A 20,554-nucleotide genomic window follows, 5' to 3' on the forward strand; every position below is an offset into this window, starting at 1 on the left:
CGGTATGGATTTCCACGGAAGACTGTAGGTACCAGAGCAAGGGCGGAAAATTTTTCGCCCCTACCGTTCTTGTTCCGTGCGTAACATCAGCTATTAAGTGTTCTACTTTTCCAACGCCGCCATTGCGGGTACAACCTTACGAGCAAAGATAATATCATCCAGACCGACAATCAACTTAGTCAACCAACGACCACCACGACTGTCTGCCGCCAACGCCACCGCAATGTAAGTACGGCCATCGCGTTCGACAATGGCACTGTCTGCATGCCACTTACGCCATGAACCGGATTTGCGGAAAATCTTAGAACCAGGGCGCGCCCTCAAGCCTTTGACAAACTTATGATTAATGGCTGGATTACCCATAATGCCTTTCATCAAATGGCTGTAACTGGGTGAAACCAAACGCCCCGTTTCCATCAAATAGAGGTAACGCGCCACCTGAATTGCTGTCGCACCGTGAGAGAGGTTGTGCAACGGATCTCGCCGCCATGAGCCCCGTTTGCTGTACTCTTTACCGACCCACAAACCGCCATTGTATTTACGGTCATAAAGCCGATAACGAGGCGATTGCAGCAATTTGGCCAGATAACGTTTGCCTGCTTTGTTCAACATCGCCGTAGCCGACGAGTTGGAGGAGTTACGAATCATCCTGTTTAGTTGGTTAAGGGTTTTTTTATCCAGCTTAATCTCACCGTCCGCTGCGCGCTGGCAAACACCTAATAAAATCGCAATTTTGGGCAAACTGGCGGCATACAACATGGCATTACCATTCACCGAAGCCATGTGAGGATCACTGGGATCCGTAACATCAACCAACGCCACCGCCAAGGTTTTTTTCTTAATCGCCGAACGCATTCCCAACTTGGCAATGGTTTTTTCCAACTGCGCCTGCAATTCAGGATCGTGAGATTCACGCAAAGGCGGATAGATCTCCGCTGCTGCCAAAGACGAGCAGAGCAGCAGCACCACAACTAAAAAATATCTCATATTTACCACCATGAACCCCCGTTTTTCCATAAACTTCGGCTACCTATTTGCAGCATTTTTGCATAACAGAAAACCAAAACTTATCGTTCTATCTTCTCTGTTTACATTTTCTACTAACAAATCCATAAACTGCCCTTTCCCTATCAGAGCACCCAATCATACAAAGCAAATGGCCAATTTTCTCTGAAAATAGCCGCACATTAGCGACACTTAAGCCATTATCCCCAATTTCAATACAGAACAACGAGCCAAACTATAACATAAAAAATGGACACTATTTAAGCAACTCTATGGCAGTTCTGACCATTCAGGCAAAAAAAAGGCCCCACCGGTAAAACCGGTGAAGCCTTTTTAACCTACTTGAAACAATGAACTTAGAAGATCAAGTTCAACATCGTCAAGGAGACCACCAAGAAGAGAATGGTCATAATTCCACCAGCACGAATAAAATCAGGCACACGATAACCACCTGGCCCCATAATCAACGCATTCACTTGGTGAGTTGGAATCAAAAACGAGTTAGAAGTCGCAATCGCCACCGTCAAGGCAAACACCGCCGGATCAGCACCCGCACCAATGGCGATATTAACCGCCAAGGGCACCAGCAGCACGGTCGCACCCACGTTGGACATCACCAAAGTAAAGAACGTCGCCAGTACAGCCACCGCTGCCTGAATGACCCAAATGGGCATATCACCCACCACCAATAAGGTCTGCTCGGCAATCCACTTAGCTGTACCGGTGCTTTCCACCGCCAAACCGAGTGGAATCAGTGATGCCAACAAAAAGACCGTCTTCCAACTCACCGCCTCGTACGCCTCTTCAATGGTCAATACTTTGGAGAGAATCATACCCACCGCGCCAGTCAACAAAGCAACCGAGAGACGAATGTCGGTGAACAGCACCATAAAGAGTGCAATACCAAAGAAAAGGCTCGCCCAACCGACTTTGTTAGGTCGCATCTCTTCACGCGGATATTCGGTGGTCACCACCACAAAATTGCGATCGCTCTCCAGACGCATCAACGCATCCCACGTAGTGTGGCAAATCAAGGTATCTCCAGCTTGAAAAGGCATGTCACGAATATGATCACCCTCTCGTTTGGTTTCACCGTTACGATGCAAAGCAATCATGGCCAAACCGTAGACTTTACGCATCCAAACGTCACGCGCACTTTTGCCAATCAGGTTGGAACCCGGGCGAATCAAGACTTCGGCAATACCCGCTTTACTGGAGGACAACGACTCAGAAAAGGTACGCAGCTCATCACGCTGCTTGAGTTGATGTTCAGCAACAAAATTATTCAGGTCTTTCGGTGCGGCAATCACCCCCAAAACCATGCCTTCTATAATGGCCGTGTCGCGAGCAATGCTGCCAGGTCCAACGTGACTCTCTTCACCCAGATATTTACTGCCGATAATGCGAACTCGATAATCGCTCTCCACATCATCCAACTGCTTGCCGATCAAAGAGCTCTCTTTCGGTACTACCAACTCAAACAGCTTGAAGTCCACATCATAAAGATCATGGAAATAACCCATTGCATCAGAACCCACAGCGCCCTCTGGCTTGCTTTTACTGCTGGGCAAAACAAAACGACCGGCAATGACAAAATAGAGAATACCCGTGGCCAACAGCGCGATGCCAATCGGCGTAACGGAAAACAGTGACCAGGTCTCCATCTGCTGGGTTTCTGGCAACGCGGTATTCGAAGTTAAAATCAGATCATTCAATAGAATCAATGGGCTGGAACCCACCATTGTCACGGTACCGCCCAAAATGGCACAAAACCCCATCGGCATTAACAGACGTGACATGGGCAGACCTGAACGCGCTGAAATACGCGATACCACCGGCAAAAACAGCGCCGCCGCACCGACGTTCTGCATAAAGGAAGAGATCACCCCCACGGTACTGGAGATAATAGGAATGATCCGGCTTTCCGTAGTACCGCCCACCTTCAAGATAAACGTCGCCACCTTGCTCATCATGCCTGTTTTATCCAGACCGGCACCGATGATCATCACTGCAATAATCGAAATCACCGCATTGGAGCTAAAACCATCAAACAGATGGCTGCTGTCCACCAAGCCCTGCTGCAACCCCATTGCTGGGGCCAACAGCGAGGTTAAACCCAACAGTACCATTACCGTTATGGCCGCCACATCAACCCCGACCACCTCAAAAGCAAAGAGGAAAATAGTCAGCAACAAAAACCCCGTCACCCAAGCAACTTCAATGGTGGGCACCAGCGTTGATAAATAAAGCCCCACGATCAAAAAGAGAGCACCCGCAATCCATTGCTTACGCGATCCCCCTCCCGTACTGCTCTCGCTCACCTGTTCGTTCGTTTTTGTATCCACACCCATCCCCTCAGAAAATCTAATGATTTTTCACGCATAATTTGAAAAGCGACGTTTCTACCACATCAAATCCCAACAGGCCACCTCTTTCGCTACTCCAAAACCATACTTATTAAAATGGTGATCCATAGAGCAGCAAAAAAAAAAACACTCTTAAATTCCCATGCCTAAAAGGTAACTCATGAGGTATTATGGTCGTCCATTTACAGTTGTTAAGGATGTGAACGTTTCATGGCTGCAACGGTTTTCGTGACCCCACAAGAGGCTGAACTGGCCTTTTACCAAGCGATTGAAGATGCTGATTTGGATGCCATGATGGAAGTCTGGTCAGATGAAAAGAGCATTGTCTGCATCCATCCTGGCATTCCACGCATGGTGGGTAGAGAAGAGGTGAGTGAAAGCTGGCGACAATTGTTCGAATCAGAAGTCGGACTGCGCTTTAGCCTCGAAGAGATTCATTACACCCAAGACTCGCTTCTCTCCATTCATCAAGTACGCGAACACATTGAAGTGGACGGCAACTTCACCGGCGTAATGCTTTCCACCAACATCTATCAACGCATCAACGGCAGTTGGAAAATGGTACTGCACCACGCCTCACCTGAACCGGATCTAGACGATGATGACATCATCGAAACCGAATCTGAGCCTCCACCCATTCTGCACTAACACACCCATCGTGGAGAAAGCAGGCACTCTTTTTGCTTATTCAATAACGTAGACAGATTTCATACTCTCCACTTTGCTGTTAAAGCAAGCCCGTCGAACCCCCTTTGACGGGCTCTTTTTTTGCCCAACCCCTTTTACTCAATACCCGTCGCTGTTTTTATCGATCCAGCGTTCATTCTCCGACAGCAAAACCTCCTTTTTCCAAAAGGGCGCACGGGTTTTCAGCTCCTCCATCAAAAACCGACAGGCTTCAAAGGCCTCTTTACGATGACTCGACCAGACACAAACCAATACAATCGGCTCTCCCACTTGGATCTCTCCGACTCGATGTTCAATCACGCCATCCAGCAACGTCCATTTTTCCATCGATTCCGTCAATATCTTGGCTAGTTCACGCTCCGTCATGCCAGGGTAATGCTCAAGCGTCATACTATTGACGACATCGCCTTGATTAAAATCACGCATGGTTCCCACAAACGAAGCCGTTGCTCCATAAGCCCCCGTTTTAAGGTGTTCTTTTTGATGCTGTTGCAAATTCAACCACGGATCAAAAGCACCTTGGTGTAAAATAATTGACACATCAACCTCCCGTCACCGGTGGGAAAAAAGCCACCTCATCACCGTCGTTCACAATTTGGTCAAAATCGACGTACTCCATATTTAACGCCGTCAGGATGTTGTTTGCCAAAGGCCGATCCGTCACCTGCTGCCAAACGTCTTTGACCGTCATCTCTGCGTGATGCGCCAAAGTTCGCTCAGAGAGACCGATTGTTTCACTCAAACTGGCAAAAAATTTAACCGTAATCGACATAAACGCTGCCTCCAAATCTAAAATTAGTCATCTGAACAGACTTCATTCAAGCGGTAAATAGGCTAGAATAGCGCCCCAATTTGCTCGACGGTACAACAGTTCTATGGACAACAACACCTTTTGGCTTCTGCTGCTGCCCGTTGGCGGCTACCTGCTCGGCTCGCTCTCGGCAGCCATTATCACCTGCCGCTTACTGGGCCTGCCCGACCCACGTACCATCGGCTCCAATAATCCCGGTGCCACCAATGTGCTGCGCACCGGTAATAAAAAAGCCGCCGCTTTAACCCTCTTTGGTGACATGCTCAAGGGGCTTTTGGCCGTCCTGATCGCCCGCCTGTTAACCACTGATGAGACTGTTTTAGCCCTCACCGCACTGGCGGCCTTTTTAGGCCACCTCTACCCGATCTTCTTCGGTTTCAAAGGCGGCAAAGGAGTGGCCACCGCCTTGGGCGTTTTTCTCGGTCTCTCTTGGCTCTGTGGCCTGCTCACCATCATCACTTGGTTGAGCATGACCTTTCTGTTTCGCACCTCTTCCCTCTCAGCTCTAACCGCCTTTGCCTTAGCGCCGGTGTACATGGCCATAAGCAGCGACAACGCCGCTTTTCTCATCATCAGCCTAATCATCTCCAGCCTGTTGTTCTGGCGACATCGCAGCAACATCCGCAAGCTGCTCAATGGCGATGGGGATCGCTTAGAGAATAAAGAGTCTAAGTAAGCGCAGGCAGACTCTGCATATCCCAACGGGGTTTAGCGTTGATTTTCAGCTCATCACATTGCCCCGCTTGCAGACGCAAACAACCGGCGTACGCGATCATCGCCCCGTTATCGGTACAAAATTCAATGCGTGGATAAAATACCTCCACCTGATCTTTGCCCAACACGGCTCGCAATCGTTGACGCAAATTTCGATTTGCACCAACCCCTCCGGCGATCACCAATCGCTGATTCCCCGTCTGTTGTAGGGCACGGCGACACTTAATCAATAAGGTATCCACCACCGCCTCTTCAAACGCACGCGCCACATTAGCCGCACACTGCGCGCTCTGTGGACTTTTTTTCCAGGTGGTGATGGCTTGCGTTTTCAGGCCACTAAAACTGAAATCCAACCCAGGGCGGTTGGTCATTGGCCGCGAAAAACGGTACACCTCAGAATCACCCTGCTCCGCCAACTTAGCCAACAACGGCCCACCTGGATAAGAGAGACCCAGCATTTTAGCGGTTTTATCGAACGCCTCACCGGCTGCATCATCCAAACTTTGACCCAGCAAATGATACTGACCCACACCGTTGACCTCAAACAACTGCGTGTGGCCTCCCGAGACCAGCAAACAGACAAAAGGAAATTCAGGCGGATTATCATCCAGCATCGATGCCAACAGATGCCCCTCCAGATGATGCACGCCCAGCGAGGGCAGACCTCGGCTCCAAGCCAAACTGCGCGCCACCGAAGCCCCCACCAGCAACGCACCCATCAAACCAGGGCCGGCGGTGTAGGCGATGGCATCAATACTTTCCAGTTCACACTCAGCATCGGCCAAGGCCTCATCCAGCAGAGGCAACAATTTACGCACATGATCCCGTGATGCCAGCTCCGGCACCACCCCGCCGTACTCGGCGTGCAGCGCCACTTGGCTGTAAAGTGCCTCACCGATCAATCCCTGCTCCGCATCGTAAACCGCCACCCCAGTCTCATCACAAGAGCTTTCAATTCCTAAAACCCGCATTGTTTCACCTTAAAACCCCACCGTCTGTTTGAAAATCGTGCAAAAGCGGTCATATCTTTTGCAATCCTAGGCCATATGGCTATAATTGACCGATTGTGCGACAGCATCTTGCTGGATACAAGCCGCAACCGCGCTGTCCACAGAGGTAACCTTTTTCGAGATGTCTCCAAGGTGAGGCATTTTTACACGTCAACAAATTTACGGTGAGAAAACATGCCAGCTGTACGAGTTAGAGAAAACGAACCCTTTGAAGCCGCTCTGCGTCGTTTTAAACGCTCCTGTGAAAAAGCAGGTGTTTTAACCGAAACCCGTCGTCGCGAATACTACGAAAAACCCACCACTGAACGCAAACGCAAAGCAGCCGCTGCCGTTAAGCGCCATCAGAAAAAAATCTTCAAAGAAAACTCACGTCACGTCCGCCTCTACTAGTCGCTTAGGCCACTGTTATAATGAGCGAACCCTTATTGAGAGAAAAGATCGTCAGCGCCATCAAGGTGGCGATGAAAGCGGGCGAAAAGTTCCGCCGAGACACCCTACGTCTCATCAGCGCCGCCATCAAACAACGTGAAGTAGACGAACGCATTGAGTTGAGCAACCAACAGGTACTCGAAGTGCTGGATAAAATGGCCAAACAACGCCGCGAATCCATCACTCAGTTTCAGGCTGCTCAACGTAACGACCTTGCAGACAAAGAGATCGCTGAACTGGAGATCATTCAAACCTATCTTCCCAGTGCCTTGAGTGAAACTGAGATCGAGCAGTTAATCCAAGCAGAGATCAAGAGCATCGGTGCCAGCTCCATGAAAGAGATGGGCAAACTGATGGCCGCACTCAAACCCAAACTGCAAGGACGCGCTGACATGAAAAAAGTCAGCGGTCGTATTCGAGCGTTGCTCAACAGCTGATCGATTTTTGTTTTACCTCAAGCCAAGTTAGCGCCGTGCCTGCATTACTCTAACTTGGCTTTGTTACGCGCGCCTACAACAGATCAGGTGCAAAACCCACCTTACCAATCGGCCCCAATTCCATGACACGTTTAAAAAATGATCGTTTCTTAAGAGCCCTTTTGCGCCAACCCGTTGACCGCACTCCCCTCTGGATTATGCGTCAAGCCGGTCGTTACCTGCCCGAATACCGCGCCACACGCGCCAAAGCAGGCAGTTTTATGGATCTTTGCACCAATCCTGAGCTGGCCTGTGAAGTCACTTTGCAACCCCTAGAACGCTATGACCTCGACGCAGCCATTCTCTTCTCCGACATTCTCACTGTGCCCGACGCCATGGGATTGGGGCTCTATTTTGTCGAAGGTGAAGGCCCCAAGTTCAAACGCCCGATTCGCAGCGCTCGCGATCTGGACAAACTGAAAAAACCCGATCCTGAAAATGAGCTGCGTTACGTCATGGATGCAGTACGCACCATTCGCCGTGAGCTGGATGGACGAGTGCCTTTGATCGGGTTCACCGGCAGCCCGTGGACACTGGCCACCTACATGGTGGAAGGCAGCAGCAGCAAAGAATTTTCCCACGTCAAAACCATGATGTACGACGAACCAGCACTGATGCACCGCTTGCTCAACGAAATCGCCGATTCTGTGACTCAGTACGTCAATGCTCAAATCGAGGCGGGCGCGCAAGCAATTATGATCTTTGATACGTGGGGCGGGGTACTTTCACCGCGCTGTTATCAAGAGTTTTCGCTCAACTACATGAAACAGATCGTTGACAACATCAAACGTGAGCACGAAGGCGAAAAGATCCCCATCATTCTTTTCACCAAAAACGGCGGCCAATGGCTGGAAAGCATTGCTGACAGCGGTTGTGATGGCATCGGAGTTGATTGGACAACGGATCTGTCTCAAGCGCGGGCGCGCATCGGTGATCGTGTTGCCCTGCAAGGCAATATGGATCCTAATGTGCTCTACGCTTCGCATCAAACCATTCGAGACGAAGTGGCGCGAGTGCTCGCCAGTTACGGCAGCGGTGAAGGCCACATCTTTAATCTGGGTCACGGCATTCACCAGCACATCGACCCCGATAAAGTGTCCACCTTTGTTGAAGCCGTTCACGAATTGAGCCAGCCCTACCACGCCAAATAATGCAAACAGATTAATTTTCTGCCATCAACTTTCATCTGATGGCATGACTCCGCTTATCCTACCAAAACACAACATCTTTCCTTCCGCTCCATCGACTCAACTCCTCCAGCAAATCCTTTAATTCTTTTTTATCTGCTTAGAATAAAAACAGAATTTCAGGTTAGGCAAAACAAGCCGTTGAGGTATGTAGGGGAAATAGGGCTAAGAAAAAAATTCTTGATAACAGCCCCCTCCCATCCAATACATAAAACAACTGCTTAGGAACAGAACCATGAAACCATCACGCATTAATGTCAGCATCGAACAATGGATGGGACTGGCCATTGGGCTTTTACTGGCCTCCGTATCCGCCACCGCCGACTGGTACACCTACTATTCCATTAATCCCAGCGTTGGTTTCATGATTTTGGGCGCTGCCATTGTAGCTTCACTCACCATGGTAAAGATATTGGGTGCGGCTTTTTTAATCCACACCCATGGACGAAGAAGACTCGCACTGCTCGGACTGCTGGCGGTGTTGATCGGGCTTTCGGGTGCTACAGGCACCTTCTTTTTTAAGAGCCTTCTTGATGGAGAATCATCAGAAACAGTACGAAAATCCTACCAATACCAAGAGATACAAGAGTCCATCAGCGTCTTAAAAAGGCAACAAGCCGCCATCACTCAACAGCTGGCAGCCTGTCCATCAGGCTGGAAATCAAATTGCATTAACCCACTGCAACGTGACATAGCCGCTCTGGAAACGAATAAAAACAGCCTGCTGATCAAACTCAAAACCTTGCCTGGAGAATCCAGTACGGTGACCTTCTGGAACAGCATCTCAACCGCACTCGGCTGGAGTGTGGATCATCTTCACTGGACGGTATTTGGTTTTATCTCAATCTTAATTGATCTATTGTCACTGGCAGGATTTGCAATCTTTGGTAGCTCAATCCCGCCTCTATTTTTTATGAAAAAAGTGCGCCCAAATCAGCTTCAAGAGAAAACCACTGCTAAAAACCCCCACATGGCAGCCACAACAAATAAGCAAAAAAAATGGAGCAAACCAGCTCAGCTAATAAAACCCTTTGTGGTTCATCATAAAAAGATACCGTAAAACCCGCTTTTTCCCATTCAGCTGGTGATGATCTAAAAAAGCTCTTCTTCTTGCAGCTCTTGACTCTCGTCTAAACGTGCAGCACCCATGGGAACAGACACCTCGTCGTTCTCCGCTTGAGCGTGTGGCGCATACTCTGAACGAAAATGTTCAAACAAGGTTTTGCGCGCACTGGCTCCCGCTAAACCTCCCGTTTCAGCATCAATCAACATTGTCACCATACCATCTGGCTCCAGCAAACGATCCTCTTTCACCCCTTTAAGGGCAAAACGCATGTACTCAATCCACATCGGCAGAGCCGCTCGGCCACCGGTCTCTTTGGCTCCCAAGGGAATGTGTTTATCAAAGCCCACCCAAGCGGTCACGACCAAGTGACTGTTAAAACCGGAAAACCAAGCGTCATGTTGATCGTTGGTGGTGCCGGTTTTGCCACCCAAATCACGTCGATTCAGTACTTTTGCTCTGACTGCCGTACCGTAACGCACCACATCCTGCAAAATCGTCCGCATAATAAAGGCATTACGCGCTTCGATCACCCGTGGTGCGTAATTAGGTTTCGGCTCTGACTCATTCGATTCAATTTCATCCAACACCGCCGCCTCAATCGACTCACCTGCGGCCTGAGCCGATGCGCGTTTTGCCGCCTCTTTCTCACACGGCAGACAGACCACCGCCGGATCAGCACGGTAAATGACCTCACCGTGCGCATCTTCAATGCGCTCAATGAAATACGGTTCCACCTTAAACCCCCCATTGGCAAAGGTCGCATAGGCGGTCGCCAGCTGAATCGGTGTTACCGAGGCGCTTCCCAAGGCCAAGGAGAGGTTGCGTGGCAGATCCTTACGCTCAAAACCAAATCGCTCCACATAGTTCAGTGCGTAATCGACTCCGATGGCACGCAAAATACGAATCGAGACCAAATTCCGCGATTTGGCCAACGCCCAACGCAGCCTCGTCGGGCCAAAAAATTTGCCACTGTAGTTTTCTGGTCGCCACGCCCCTTCCAGAGCAGAATCATTGACCACCACTGGCGCATCGTTAATCAGAGTCGCAGCGGTGTAGCCCTTCTCCAAGGCCGACGAATAGATAAAAGGTTTAAAATTGGAACCAGGCTGTCGCCAAGCTTGCATAACGCGGTTAAATTTACTGCGTTGAAACTCAAAGCCACCAAGCAAAATCTGAATCGCGCCATTTTTCGGATTCAATGCCACCATCGCCCCTTCCACCTTGGGTAATTGCGCCAAACGATACTCCCCCTCTTGATTGGCGTAGACGTAAATCAAATCACCCACCGCCACCACATCCGCAGGTTTTTTCGGACTCGGCCCGCGCCCTCTGCGCAGACGTTTACGCGCCCATTTCATGCCTTTCATCTTCAATTCAGCTGAATGACCCGTTTGAAATTGAATGCTCACCGCCTCTTTTTCAACAGCCGTCACCACCACCGGTAGAATCTTTTCAAAATGAGGGCGTGCCGCCAAGGCCAATTCTATGCCGTTCGGCTCCTGTAACTGCTCTGCGCTCAGCTGAGTAACGGCACCGATGTAGCCGTGCCGCTCTTCGTAAGCCAACAAGTTTTTACGCAACGCCCAAGTAGCCACCCGCTGCTGCTCCGCATTGATGGTGGTGTAAACCCGAAAACCTTGTGAATAGACCTCTTTTTTACCGTAATTTTTGCTGACCCAGTTGCGCACCATTTCACCCACATAACCCGCCTCCAGATCACTGGGGGCTTGATGACGTTGAGCCGTTACCGGTCGTGCTTTGGCCTCATCAAAATCGGTTTGACTGATCTTCTCCAGAGTCAACATACGCCCCAAGACGTAATTACGCCGAACCACAGCACGTTTAGGATTGGTAATCGGATTATAACGGGAGGGTGCCTTAGGCAGACCGGCAATCATTGCCATCTCCGCCAAGCTCAAATCAGAGAGCGTTTTACCATAATAAACTTGAGCCGCCGCTGCCACGCCATAAGAGCGATGACCTAGGAAAATTTTATTGAAATAGAGTTCAAGAATTTCGTTTTTTTCCAGTTCTTGCTCGATTTTGAACGACAAGAAGATTTCATTAATTTTACGCAGATAGGTTTTTTCGCTGGAGAGGAAAAAATTACGCGCTACCTGCATGGTGATGGTGCTGCCCCCTTGACCTTTTTTACCGGTTTTTATCAGGTGTGCCACCGCCCGTAAGATGCCTTGATAATCCACCCCAGGGTGCTCATAAAACCGGTCGTCTTCGGAGGCCAAAAAGGCATCAATCAGCCGTTGTGGGGTTGTTTCAATCTTCAAAGGAATACGGCGTTTATTGCCGTATTCGGCAATCAAAACGCCTTCTTTGCTGTAAACCCGCAGCGGTTCTTGCAACTGCACCTCTCGCAAGCGATCCACCGAGGGTAAACTGGGAGAAAGATAAACATAAAGCCCCACCAGACCAATCAAAGAGGCGGTCAGACCAGCAAACAGCGCACCCAACAAACCCTTTGCAACAACAGCGAAAAACGTACCCATTCAAACAACACCCTGTATAGTTCGCACCTCTCCATGGAGAGCCAAATTCGACTTAAAGTCGGCCATTGTATGCCTTTTATGCGAGAATACCGATTGATATTTCGCAATGGCAGATTAACCCAATAAGAGTATCCTTCTTCCGTTTGGCTAGGATAGCCTATGTCGTTTTCAGTAAGGAAAAACAGATAAAAGCCACCCACTTTGGAGGAAATAACCCAATGAAACACCTTTTTACCACCTTTGCCCTGCTGTTATTGAGCATAAGCAGCACCAACGCTTGGTCACAAACCGGCGAAGAGATCAATAAAAAATGCGCCCTCTGCCACGGCGTTTGGTCACAAGGCATTATCGGTGGACTCTACCCCCGTCTGGCCGGTTTGAATAAAGAATATCTGGTTAAAGCGATCACAGACTACAAGACCGGCGTTCGTCAAGATAACTCGATGAACATCATCGGTGGCATCTTGAGCATGGGTGATCAGGACATCGAAAAAATTTCTCAATACCTCTCCGGTATTGATCTCAGCGAAAAGGCACCCTTGCAAATCCCCACACTCGCGGGCAACGTCAACAAGGGTAAAAAACTCTATCGCAGCGATTGCAAAACCTGTCATGGCAAGAAAGGCGAAGGCAAACCGAAAAAAGATTCACCTTCACTGGCAGGTCAATACAGCGGTTATTTAGCCAAACAGATCACCGATTTCAGAAATAAAGTTCGTCATCACGACAACGATGAAGACGATGAAACCTTTGATGACTTCAGCCCCACTCAATTCCAAGACATGTTGGCTTTTATCTCAACACTGGACGACTAAACCGAGGATCCTAAAATGAAAACAATAACCGCTCTACTCGCTACTGGCCTGTTGTTGGTCACCAGCCTTGTTGCTGCAGCCGAACCCAAACCGCCCATTATTGAGATCTACGATATTGGTCAAACGGTGGTCAAACTCTCCTTGCAAGAAGGCGTAAGCCCTGAAGATGCCGTTGAAGCGATGCTCTCCCGTGCTGCCGAAGTTAATATGCGTCAAGTGGGTCGCCTTCAAGTATCAAAAGAGCTGAAATCACGCGGTGTCGAAAGCAGACATTTAGAAATCTTCCAATTCTGTAACCCCGAAGATGCCGCCAAAATGGTCGCCTTCAACCCCATCTACGCCGCCTACATGCCCTGTCGCATCGCGCTGGTTGAAGATGAAAACAACCAATTTTGGTTGTTGACCCTCAATCTGGACATCTTGATCAACAAAGTCGCACTGCCCGATGATCTGCGTCGCATCGCCACCAGCGTCAATGGTGCCATTCTCGAAATCATGAGCTCTGCCAGCACCGGCGAATTCTAACTCGGTCACTGTCCGCGAACCGGTTCTCGGTTCGCACAGTTCAACAATCTCCAGCCCAGAAACAAGGCAGCCGCACAACAAAGAATATAAAGACCAACCAACCTCTCAAAACGCCATCCAGTAATTTCCCTAAGCAAACAATATCCTGTATGTTCATGTTTCGTCGTTTTTAAGAGTGAAAAATGGTTTTGTTGAAAACAGTTACTTTTATTTCATCGAAGCAGCCACTAGGCTAGTATTCTTAGAAACTTGCGGCTATTATTTAAACCATATTCTTAACTTTCAATAGCACTAATTGTTCGAGCACGTAGGGAAAAATCTGTGTTCCTATTCAGGCAAAAAACGCCTCCGATGGTCGGTTTAGACATCAGCTCCACCTCCGTAAAGCTGATTGAACTGAGCCGTTCTGGTAACTCATTTCGGATCGAAAGTCATGCAGTCGAACCGCTGCCACTGAATGCGGTCACCGAAAAAACCATCCAAGACGTGGAAGCCGTGGGCGAATGCATCAAACGCACAGTGAAAAAATCGGGCACCCGCGCCAAGATCGCCGCTGTCGCTGTTTCCGGCTCTGCGGTGATCACCAAAGTCATCACCATGCCCATCGCTCTAAGCGACAAAGAGATGGAAACCCAAATCCAATTGGAAGCCGATCAATACATTCCCTATCCACTGGATGAGATCAACCTCGATTTTGAGATCATCGGTCCAACAGAAAACAACCCTGAAACCGTCGATGTTTTACTCGCTGCCTCCAAGAGCGAAAACGTCGAAATGCGCTCCGCAGCCGTCAATATTGGTGGGCTCACCACCAAAGTAATCGACGTCGAGCCCTACACCATTGAACACAGTTACCGACTGTTAAAAGATCAACTGCCCGCCGAAGTCAAAGACAAGTCCATCGCCATTATTGATATTGGCGCCACCATGAGCAGCCTCAATGTTATCTCTGGCAACCAGCTCATCTACACCCGTGAACAGCCTTTTGGCGGTAAATTACTCACTGAACAAATTATGCGTCGCTACGGACTCTCTTATGAAGATGCCGGACGGGTCAAAAAAATAGGCGGTTTGCCTGACAACTACGAACCAGAAATTTTAGAGCCGTTCAAAACCACGCTGGCGCAACAGGTCAACCGTTTTATTCAGTTCTATTTTTCCGCCGGAGATCACAACGGCATTGACCAACTGATGCTGGCGGGCGGCTGTTCCTCCATTCCAGGCATTGACGAATTCATCGAAGCCCAAATCGGAACCCCGACCAGTATTGCCAATCCTTTTTCTGGTATGCCCATTGCGCCAAAGGTGCATCGACAGCGTCTTAACGCCGATGCACCGTCCTTGCTCATCTCCTGTGGTCTAGCACTGCGAGGCTTTGACTGATGGCACAGATCAACCTTCTGCCGTGGCGCGAAGAACAGCGCAAACAACAAAGCAAAGAATTTACCTTACACGCGCTGTTGGCAGCCGTATTCTGTTTTGCCTTGGTGCTGTACGCTCAATTCCACATCAGCGGCATGTTGCAACAGCAAAACAACCGCAACCAGTATCTGGAGCTGGAAACTCAAAAACTGCTTTCGCAACTCAACGAGATCAAAAATCTGGAAAACACCAAGAAAAAACTGCTCTCCCGCATGGACATCATTCAACGCCTGCAAATCCGTCGCCCACAAGTGGTGCACCTGTTTCACGAACTCTCCGACACTCTGCCCAATGGCTCCTACCTGCGCAGCATAAAACAGAAGGGTAATACCATCACCCTAGAGGGTCTAGCAGAGTCCAATGCGCGTGTATCAGCTTACATGCGCAATCTCAGTGCTTCAGACTGGCTGACGGCACCGCGCTTAGAGGTAATTGAAGCGGATAAAAACGAACGCATCAGCTATTTTAAACTGCACCTACAACAGTCTGCCCCCGGCATGAATACGGAGGTGCAATAAGTCATGGACATTGGAAAAATTCTACAAGACATCAATAATTTTGATCTGGCTGACCTAAAACAGATTGGCAGTGCGCCAGCAGCAGCACGGATTTCAGTGATTGTTTTTCTTTGTGCTGGGGTAATCGCACTGGGTATCTGGTTACTGATTATTCCTCAAATAGATCAGTTAAAGATACTGCAAGATCAGGAAAAAAGTTTAAAAACAAAATTCAGTATCATTCATAATAAATCATCTAATTTAGAGGCTTACAGAGTTCAGCTGGATGAGATGAAAATCTCTTTCGGAGCCATGTTGCGTCAACTGCCTGATACCACCGACATTGAAAGTCTATTAATTGATCTGTCACAAACCAGCGTCGCCAGCGGTCTGGAAGTTCGATTTTTCAAACCAGGCAACGAACAGCACAAAGAATTTTACGCCCAACACCCCATTGAGTTAAGTGTGATTGGAAGCTATCATCAATTTGGTAGTTTTATCAGTGGCTTAGCATCACTGCCTCGCATCATTACTATCCATAATATCTCCATATCTAACGCAGACAAATCCGCCCCTGGTAAATTAAAAATGGAATTGACTGCGATGACCTACCGTTATCTGGATGAGGGTAAAAAATGATCTCTCGCCTCTTAATTACAGTGATAAGCCTACTCATCCTTACCGGCTGCATCGACAGCACCGCAGATCTGGAAAACTTTGTCGCCGAAACCCAAAAAAGACAGCGCAGTTTTGTTGACCCCCTGCCCGAATTTGTTCCCTACCAAAGCTTCACCTATCATGCTGAAGTTCTACGCGACCCCTTTGTCTCTCAGCAACAGAGCCAAAGCAAAAAATCCGTGGACAACGGCATTACACCGGATGCACAAAGACGCAAAGAGCCTCTGGAACAGTTCCCCTTAGACACCCTAAAAATGGTTGGTATTTTGGAACAAAATCAAACGAACTGGGGGCTAATTCAAGCCCCTGACGGCACCATCCACAAAGTCTTGGCCGGTAACCACCTCGGTGAGAATGACGGTAAAATCATCTCCGTGAGTGAACAAAAAATCAGCATAAAAGAGATCGTCAACGACGGTTTGGGTAATTATGTTTCACGTAATGCCGCCTTGGTAATGGGCAATGAATAAAAAACGGAGAAACGGTATGACTCCCACTCTAGCAATAGAAACATGGACTTCAAGCCACAAAACAAACAGACAAAAACGCATTTTAGGCTCAATCTTATTCCTATTTAGCGCACTACTGCTGGTTCTTACCTCGATAAACAGCACTCATGCTGCCAGTAGCAATACTCTGCAAAAAATAAGTTATTCCACCTTAACCGGCAATCGACTGCAAATTGCCCTACAGATGACACATCCTCCATCCACTCCTCAAGGTTTTACCATCGATAATCCAGCCAGAATCACTCTGGATCTGGCCGATACAAAAAACGGCCTGAAAAAACGCCTTATCCCAATCGGCGTTGGTGTTGTACGCTCCATCAATACCGTAGAAGCCAGTGGCCGCAGCCGAGTGGTCATAAACCTCAATAAACTCACACCCTATAAAACCCACATTGATGGCAACACACTCTACTTAACCTTAGATACCGGCACACGCGGTGCCAACCAACGCCAAAACAACAACAAAACCATCACCACCAGTCGCCAAATAGATAAAACAGCGCCCACCAGCATGGCTCCACCCGCCATCTTGCGTAGTATTCACAATATCAACTTTCGACGCGGCGCTGACGGCGAAGGGCGGATTATTATCAAATTATCCGAAGCAGGCATTCCAATGGACGTTAACGAAGAGAACGGCCGAATTGTTATCGACTTTCTCGGCACCGGTGTACCACAGAAGTTAGTCCGTCGCCTCAATGTACTGGATTTTGCCACCCCTGTTAAACACATTGACGTTATGAATCGTGGCAACAATGCCCGCCTTATTATCAGCCCCATCAACCAAGAATACGAACAACTTGCCTATCAATCCGATGACCTATTTACCCTCGAGCTGAGGCCCATTAGCAAACGCGCGCTGGAAAAGAAGAACAAAGAAAAATTTGGTTACACCGGCAAACGTCTGTCGCTCAACTTCCAAGACATCGAAGTGCGTGCCGTACTGCAACTGTTGGCCGACTTCACCGAGCTCAATATCGTCGTCAGCGACACCGTAACCGGTCGTCTAACCTTGCGGCTGAAAAATGTGCCTTGGGATCAAGCCCTAGACATCATTCTCAAGAGCAAAGGATTGGGTGTGCGTAAAAATGGCAACGTTTTATTGGTTGCACCCAACGAAGAAATCGCTACCCGAGAAAAATTAGAGCTGGAAGCCCTGCAACAAGTGGAAGAGCTCGCACCACTCAAAACCGAATTTATCCAGATCAACTACGCCAAAGCGGCTGAAATCGCTGCAATGCTAAAATCCAAAGAGAGCAGCCTGCTCTCCACCAGAGGTAATGTCAGCGTCGATCCACGCACCAACACCTTGTTGGTACACGACACCGCAGAAAAACTCAATGAAATTCGTGGTTTGGTGGTCAAGCTCGACATTCCCGTACGACAGGTTTTGATCGAATCCCGCATTGTCATCGCCAGCAACGATTTTGGTAAAGAACTCGGTGTGCGTTTTGGGGTGCATCAAAACGATCTGTTCAGCACCGGTTCCACTGGAGGTACTCTCATTACCTCCAGTTCAAATACCGTCACCGAATTTTCTAAAAATGAAGCCCTCACGTCGCCAGACCGTTTTAATGTCAATTTGCCTGTGGCAAATGCAGCAGGCTCCATCGCCTTAGCGCTGGCCAAACTTCCCTTTGGCACTCTGCTGGAGCTGGAACTCTCCGCCATGCAAGCCGAAGGTCGTGGTGAAGTCGTCTCCAGTCCGAGAGTCATTACTGCCAACCAAAAAGAAGCGTTGATTGAACAAGGGGTTGAAATCCCCTATCTGGAATCCTCCTCCAGTGGGGCCGCGACCATCACCTTCCGTAAAGCGGTGTTGAGCCTAAAAGTAACCCCACAAATTACCCCCGATGACCATGTGATTATGGATCTTCAAGTTAACAAAGACAGCGTTGGAGAAATTTTTGAAGGGGTTCCCAGCATCGATACCCGCGAAGTGAAAACACAGGTCTTGGTCAACAACGGTGAAACCGTCGTACTTGGCGGCATCTATGAACAGAGCAACACTCATCAAGTCAACCGCATCCCCTTTTTCTCTGAACTGCCTCTTATCGGCGGCCTGTTCAAAAAAACCCTAGTTCAGGATCAGAAAAACGAACTGCTGGTGTTTGTCACTCCAAAAATTGTCAAAAACAGCGTCGGCCTAAACTACTGACACCCACTTACATCAGACATCGTTAAACTAAGTTTTCCTATGATTAAACCCTACAATCGTCTCTTTTTAATCGGCCCTATGGGGGCTGGTAAAACCACCATTGGCCGTCAACTGGCGCGCAAACTCAACTACCAATTTGTCGACAGCGACAAAGAGCTGGAGACTCGGGCAGGGGTTGATATTGCCACCATCTTTGAATTCGAAGGCGAAGAAGGCTTTAGAAAACGCGAACAACACTTAATCAATGAATTAAGTCAACACTCTGAAACCGTACTCGCCACTGGCGGTGGCGCAATTTTGAAACCCAACAATCGTAAAGTTTTACGCTCGCGGGGGTTGGTCATTTACCTTTCGGTCTCCATCGAACATCAGCTGGAACGTACCGGACGAGACAACAAACGACCGTTGTTGCAGACAGACGACCCGCGTAAAACCCTCGAAACCTTGCAGACCATTCGCGCGCCTCTCTACGAAGAGCTGGCCGACCTCACCATCTCCACCGATCAAGGTAACAGCCGCTCAATACTGAATCAGATCATCAAGCAGCTGTAAAATGGTGGGGACTCCGTTTACAATCGTAATATTCTCAAAACAGATTCGCCATCGCCCATGATCACCCTAAACGTTGACCTCGCTGAACGCAGCTACCCCATCTACATCGGCCAAGATCTGCTCGATCAACCGGAGCTGCTGCGCCAGCACATTGTTGGCAACAGCGCCGTCATCGTCAGCAACACCACCGTCGCACCGCTCTATCTGCATCGGCTGAAACCGGCATTGGACGGTCTCAAAACCACCGAAGTCATTTTGCCCGATGGAGAGGAGTACAAAACCCTCGAACAGTTGAACCGCATTTTTGACACTTTGTTAGAAGGCCACTTTGATCGCAACACCACCCTCATCGCCCTTGGTGGCGGTGTGGTAGGCGACATGACCGGTTTTGCTGCCGCCACCTATCAACGCGGGGTGCCTTTTATCCAGATCCCCACCACCCTGCTGGCACAAGTGGACTCTTCCGTGGGCGGCAAAACCGGAGTTAATCATCCGCTGGGTAAAAACATGATCGGGGCGTTTTATCAGCCCAAATGTGTTATTGCCGATACCGCCACCCTCAATACCTTAGAAGATCGCCAGCTGAGCGCCGGACTGGGCGAGGTAATCAAATACGGACTGATCCGTGACCTTAATTTTTTTCATTGGTTGGAAAACAACATGCAAGCACTGCTGGCACGCGAGCCAGCAGCACTGGCCTACGCCATTGAACGCTCCTGTCTCGACAAAGCCGAAATCGTCTCTGCCGATGAACGGGAAAGCGGTCAACGAGCCCTACTCAATTTAGGCCACACCTTTGGCCACGCCATCGAAACCCACAGCGGTTACGGCAACTGGCTGCACGGCGAAGCCGTCTCTGCTGGCATCTGCATGGCGGCGCGTTTTTCCAAACAGCTTGACGGGCTTACAGAACAAGATGAGAACCGAATTCATACTTTGTTACACGCAGCCAAACTGCCCCTGCTGCCCCCCAACGAAATGAGCAGTGAACACTTTTTAGAGCTAATGAAGGTGGATAAAAAAGTCAAAGACGGGGCATTAAGCCTAATCCTAATGCAGAGCCTCGGCCACAGTGTGGTGAGCCAAGACTACTCCCACGACGCACTGCACACGCTGCTGAAAAGTTACCACTAAACAGATGGC

At 49.0% G+C, this 20,554-nt stretch carries 21 protein-coding genes; 15 read left to right on the forward strand and 6 right to left on the reverse strand.

What is annotated here, in order from left to right; genetic code table 11:
- Window positions 1-102 precede the first annotated feature (102 nt).
- Both Q9O24_04445 and Q9O24_04450 read right to left on the reverse strand, forming a co-directional pair.
- Window positions 103-987, reverse strand: a complete 885-nt coding sequence (locus Q9O24_04445; protein ID MDQ7074400.1) for a serine hydrolase — start codon at window positions 985-987, stop codon at window positions 103-105.
- A 374-nt stretch (window positions 988-1,361) separates the two neighbouring features.
- Window positions 1,362-3,350 carry an SLC13 family permease gene (locus Q9O24_04450; GenBank protein MDQ7074401.1) on the reverse strand — a complete coding sequence of 663 codons (1,989 nt, stop codon included), beginning with the start codon at window positions 3,348-3,350 and terminating at the stop codon, window positions 1,362-1,364.
- Between the two features lie 231 nt (window positions 3,351-3,581).
- Between Q9O24_04450 and Q9O24_04455 the strand changes: the two genes are divergently transcribed.
- A complete protein-coding gene (locus Q9O24_04455; GenBank protein MDQ7074402.1) occupies window positions 3,582-4,019 on the forward strand; it encodes a nuclear transport factor 2 family protein in 438 nt (145 codons plus the stop codon).
- Between the two features lie 138 nt (window positions 4,020-4,157).
- Here the strand turns inward: Q9O24_04455 and Q9O24_04460 are convergent, their stop codons facing one another.
- Both Q9O24_04460 and moaD read right to left on the reverse strand, forming a co-directional pair.
- Entirely contained in the window at window positions 4,158-4,598 is a 441-nt protein-coding gene (locus Q9O24_04460; protein ID MDQ7074403.1) for a molybdenum cofactor biosynthesis protein MoaE, read from the reverse strand.
- A gap of 1 nt (window position 4,599) precedes the next feature.
- Window positions 4,600-4,830, reverse strand: coding sequence for a molybdopterin converting factor subunit 1 (gene moaD / locus Q9O24_04465; GenBank protein ID MDQ7074404.1), 231 nt, complete (start codon window positions 4,828-4,830; stop codon window positions 4,600-4,602).
- A 103-nt stretch (window positions 4,831-4,933) separates the two neighbouring features.
- Between moaD and plsY the strand changes: the two genes are divergently transcribed.
- Complete coding sequence (plsY, locus tag Q9O24_04470; GenBank protein ID MDQ7074405.1) at window positions 4,934-5,545, forward strand: glycerol-3-phosphate 1-O-acyltransferase PlsY; 612 nt, start codon at window positions 4,934-4,936, stop codon at window positions 5,543-5,545.
- Here plsY and tsaD read toward each other — a convergent pair.
- On the reverse strand, window positions 5,538-6,554 hold the full coding sequence (gene tsaD / locus Q9O24_04475) for a tRNA (adenosine(37)-N6)-threonylcarbamoyltransferase complex transferase subunit TsaD (protein ID MDQ7074406.1): 1,017 nt from the start codon (window positions 6,552-6,554) through the stop codon (window positions 5,538-5,540). The two genes, plsY and tsaD, sit on opposite strands and share 8 nt — an antisense overlap.
- 213 nt (window positions 6,555-6,767) lie before the next feature.
- Between tsaD and rpsU the strand changes: the two genes are divergently transcribed.
- From rpsU to Q9O24_04495, 4 genes are all read left to right on the forward strand, one after another.
- Window positions 6,768-6,983: a 30S ribosomal protein S21 gene (gene rpsU / locus Q9O24_04480; protein MDQ7074407.1), complete on the forward strand. Its 216-nt coding sequence runs from the start codon at window positions 6,768-6,770 to the stop codon at window positions 6,981-6,983.
- A gap of 20 nt (window positions 6,984-7,003) precedes the next feature.
- Window positions 7,004-7,459 (forward strand): GatB/YqeY domain-containing protein, encoded by a 456-nt coding sequence (locus tag Q9O24_04485; protein ID MDQ7074408.1) that lies wholly within the window; start codon window positions 7,004-7,006, stop codon window positions 7,457-7,459.
- Window positions 7,460-7,581: 122 nt separating this feature from the next.
- Window positions 7,582-8,649, forward strand: coding sequence for a uroporphyrinogen decarboxylase (gene hemE / locus Q9O24_04490; protein MDQ7074409.1), 1,068 nt, complete (start codon window positions 7,582-7,584; stop codon window positions 8,647-8,649).
- A 271-nt stretch (window positions 8,650-8,920) separates the two neighbouring features.
- Entirely contained in the window at window positions 8,921-9,745 is an 825-nt protein-coding gene (locus Q9O24_04495) for a hypothetical protein (protein ID MDQ7074410.1), read from the forward strand.
- A gap of 32 nt (window positions 9,746-9,777) precedes the next feature.
- Here the strand turns inward: Q9O24_04495 and Q9O24_04500 are convergent, their stop codons facing one another.
- The gene (locus tag Q9O24_04500) at window positions 9,778-12,255 is read right to left on the reverse strand and encodes a penicillin-binding protein 1A (GenBank protein ID MDQ7074411.1); all 2,478 of its coding nucleotides are present in this window, start codon (window positions 12,253-12,255) and stop codon (window positions 9,778-9,780) included.
- 218 nt (window positions 12,256-12,473) lie between these two features.
- Here Q9O24_04500 and Q9O24_04505 point away from each other — a divergent pair, with 218 nt between their 5' ends.
- The 9 genes from Q9O24_04505 (at window position 12,474) to aroB (ending at window position 20,545) form a co-directional block, all read left to right on the forward strand.
- Complete coding sequence (locus tag Q9O24_04505) at window positions 12,474-13,070, forward strand: c-type cytochrome (protein MDQ7074412.1); 597 nt, start codon at window positions 12,474-12,476, stop codon at window positions 13,068-13,070.
- 15 nt (window positions 13,071-13,085) lie between these two features.
- Window positions 13,086-13,595: a DUF302 domain-containing protein gene (locus tag Q9O24_04510; GenBank protein MDQ7074413.1), complete on the forward strand. Its 510-nt coding sequence runs from the start codon at window positions 13,086-13,088 to the stop codon at window positions 13,593-13,595.
- Window positions 13,596-13,916: 321 nt separating this feature from the next.
- Window positions 13,917-14,978, forward strand: a complete 1,062-nt coding sequence (locus Q9O24_04515; protein MDQ7074414.1) for a pilus assembly protein PilM — start codon at window positions 13,917-13,919, stop codon at window positions 14,976-14,978.
- Entirely contained in the window at window positions 14,978-15,535 is a 558-nt protein-coding gene (locus Q9O24_04520; protein ID MDQ7074415.1) for a PilN domain-containing protein, read from the forward strand. Before Q9O24_04515 ends, Q9O24_04520 begins: the two co-directional genes overlap by 1 nt.
- A gap of 3 nt (window positions 15,536-15,538) precedes the next feature.
- Window positions 15,539-16,153 (forward strand): type 4a pilus biogenesis protein PilO, encoded by a 615-nt coding sequence (pilO, locus tag Q9O24_04525; GenBank protein MDQ7074416.1) that lies wholly within the window; start codon window positions 15,539-15,541, stop codon window positions 16,151-16,153.
- Window positions 16,150-16,662, forward strand: a complete 513-nt coding sequence (locus tag Q9O24_04530) for a pilus assembly protein PilP (GenBank protein ID MDQ7074417.1) — start codon at window positions 16,150-16,152, stop codon at window positions 16,660-16,662. The genes pilO and Q9O24_04530 overlap by 4 nt, the downstream gene beginning before the upstream one ends.
- A gap of 16 nt (window positions 16,663-16,678) precedes the next feature.
- Window positions 16,679-18,859, forward strand: coding sequence for a type IV pilus secretin PilQ (locus Q9O24_04535; GenBank protein MDQ7074418.1), 2,181 nt, complete (start codon window positions 16,679-16,681; stop codon window positions 18,857-18,859).
- Between the two features lie 39 nt (window positions 18,860-18,898).
- Window positions 18,899-19,411 carry a shikimate kinase AroK gene (gene aroK, locus Q9O24_04540; protein MDQ7074419.1) on the forward strand — a complete coding sequence of 171 codons (513 nt, stop codon included), beginning with the start codon at window positions 18,899-18,901 and terminating at the stop codon, window positions 19,409-19,411.
- 57 nt (window positions 19,412-19,468) lie between these two features.
- Window positions 19,469-20,545: a 3-dehydroquinate synthase gene (gene aroB / locus Q9O24_04545; protein MDQ7074420.1), complete on the forward strand. Its 1,077-nt coding sequence runs from the start codon at window positions 19,469-19,471 to the stop codon at window positions 20,543-20,545.
- Window positions 20,546-20,554 lie beyond the last annotated feature (9 nt).

The sequence above is a fragment of the Gammaproteobacteria bacterium genome, assembly GCA_030949385.1.
Classification (GTDB): Bacteria; Pseudomonadota; Gammaproteobacteria; order JAUZRS01; family JAUZRS01; genus JAUZRS01.

Excerpts from the sequence above, each read along its gene's own strand:
- Q9O24_04445 (MDQ7074400.1), bottom strand. The coding sequence starts at position 987 with ATGAGATATTTTTTAGTTGTGGTGCTGCTGCTCTGCTCGTCTTTGGCA.
- Q9O24_04455 (MDQ7074402.1), top strand. The coding sequence starts at position 3,582 with ATGGCTGCAACGGTTTTCGTGACCCCACAAGAGGCTGAACTGGCCTTT.
- moaD (MDQ7074404.1), bottom strand. The coding sequence starts at position 4,830 with ATGTCGATTACGGTTAAATTTTTTGCCAGTTTGAGTGAAACAATCGGT.
- plsY (MDQ7074405.1), top strand. The coding sequence starts at position 4,934 with ATGGACAACAACACCTTTTGGCTTCTGCTGCTGCCCGTTGGCGGCTAC.
- tsaD (MDQ7074406.1), bottom strand. The coding sequence starts at position 6,554 with ATGCGGGTTTTAGGAATTGAAAGCTCTTGTGATGAGACTGGGGTGGCG.
- rpsU (MDQ7074407.1), top strand. The coding sequence starts at position 6,768 with ATGCCAGCTGTACGAGTTAGAGAAAACGAACCCTTTGAAGCCGCTCTG.
- Q9O24_04485 (MDQ7074408.1), top strand. The coding sequence starts at position 7,004 with ATGAGCGAACCCTTATTGAGAGAAAAGATCGTCAGCGCCATCAAGGTG.
- hemE (MDQ7074409.1), top strand. The coding sequence starts at position 7,582 with ATGACACGTTTAAAAAATGATCGTTTCTTAAGAGCCCTTTTGCGCCAA.
- Q9O24_04495 (MDQ7074410.1), top strand. The coding sequence starts at position 8,921 with ATGAAACCATCACGCATTAATGTCAGCATCGAACAATGGATGGGACTG.
- Q9O24_04500 (MDQ7074411.1), bottom strand. The coding sequence starts at position 12,255 with ATGGGTACGTTTTTCGCTGTTGTTGCAAAGGGTTTGTTGGGTGCGCTG.
- Q9O24_04505 (MDQ7074412.1), top strand. The coding sequence starts at position 12,474 with ATGAAACACCTTTTTACCACCTTTGCCCTGCTGTTATTGAGCATAAGC.
- Q9O24_04510 (MDQ7074413.1), top strand. The coding sequence starts at position 13,086 with ATGAAAACAATAACCGCTCTACTCGCTACTGGCCTGTTGTTGGTCACC.
- Q9O24_04520 (MDQ7074415.1), top strand. The coding sequence starts at position 14,978 with ATGGCACAGATCAACCTTCTGCCGTGGCGCGAAGAACAGCGCAAACAA.
- pilO (MDQ7074416.1), top strand. The coding sequence starts at position 15,539 with ATGGACATTGGAAAAATTCTACAAGACATCAATAATTTTGATCTGGCT.
- Q9O24_04530 (MDQ7074417.1), top strand. The coding sequence starts at position 16,150 with ATGATCTCTCGCCTCTTAATTACAGTGATAAGCCTACTCATCCTTACC.
- Q9O24_04535 (MDQ7074418.1), top strand. The coding sequence starts at position 16,679 with ATGACTCCCACTCTAGCAATAGAAACATGGACTTCAAGCCACAAAACA.
- aroK (MDQ7074419.1), top strand. The coding sequence starts at position 18,899 with ATGATTAAACCCTACAATCGTCTCTTTTTAATCGGCCCTATGGGGGCT.
- aroB (MDQ7074420.1), top strand. The coding sequence starts at position 19,469 with ATGATCACCCTAAACGTTGACCTCGCTGAACGCAGCTACCCCATCTAC.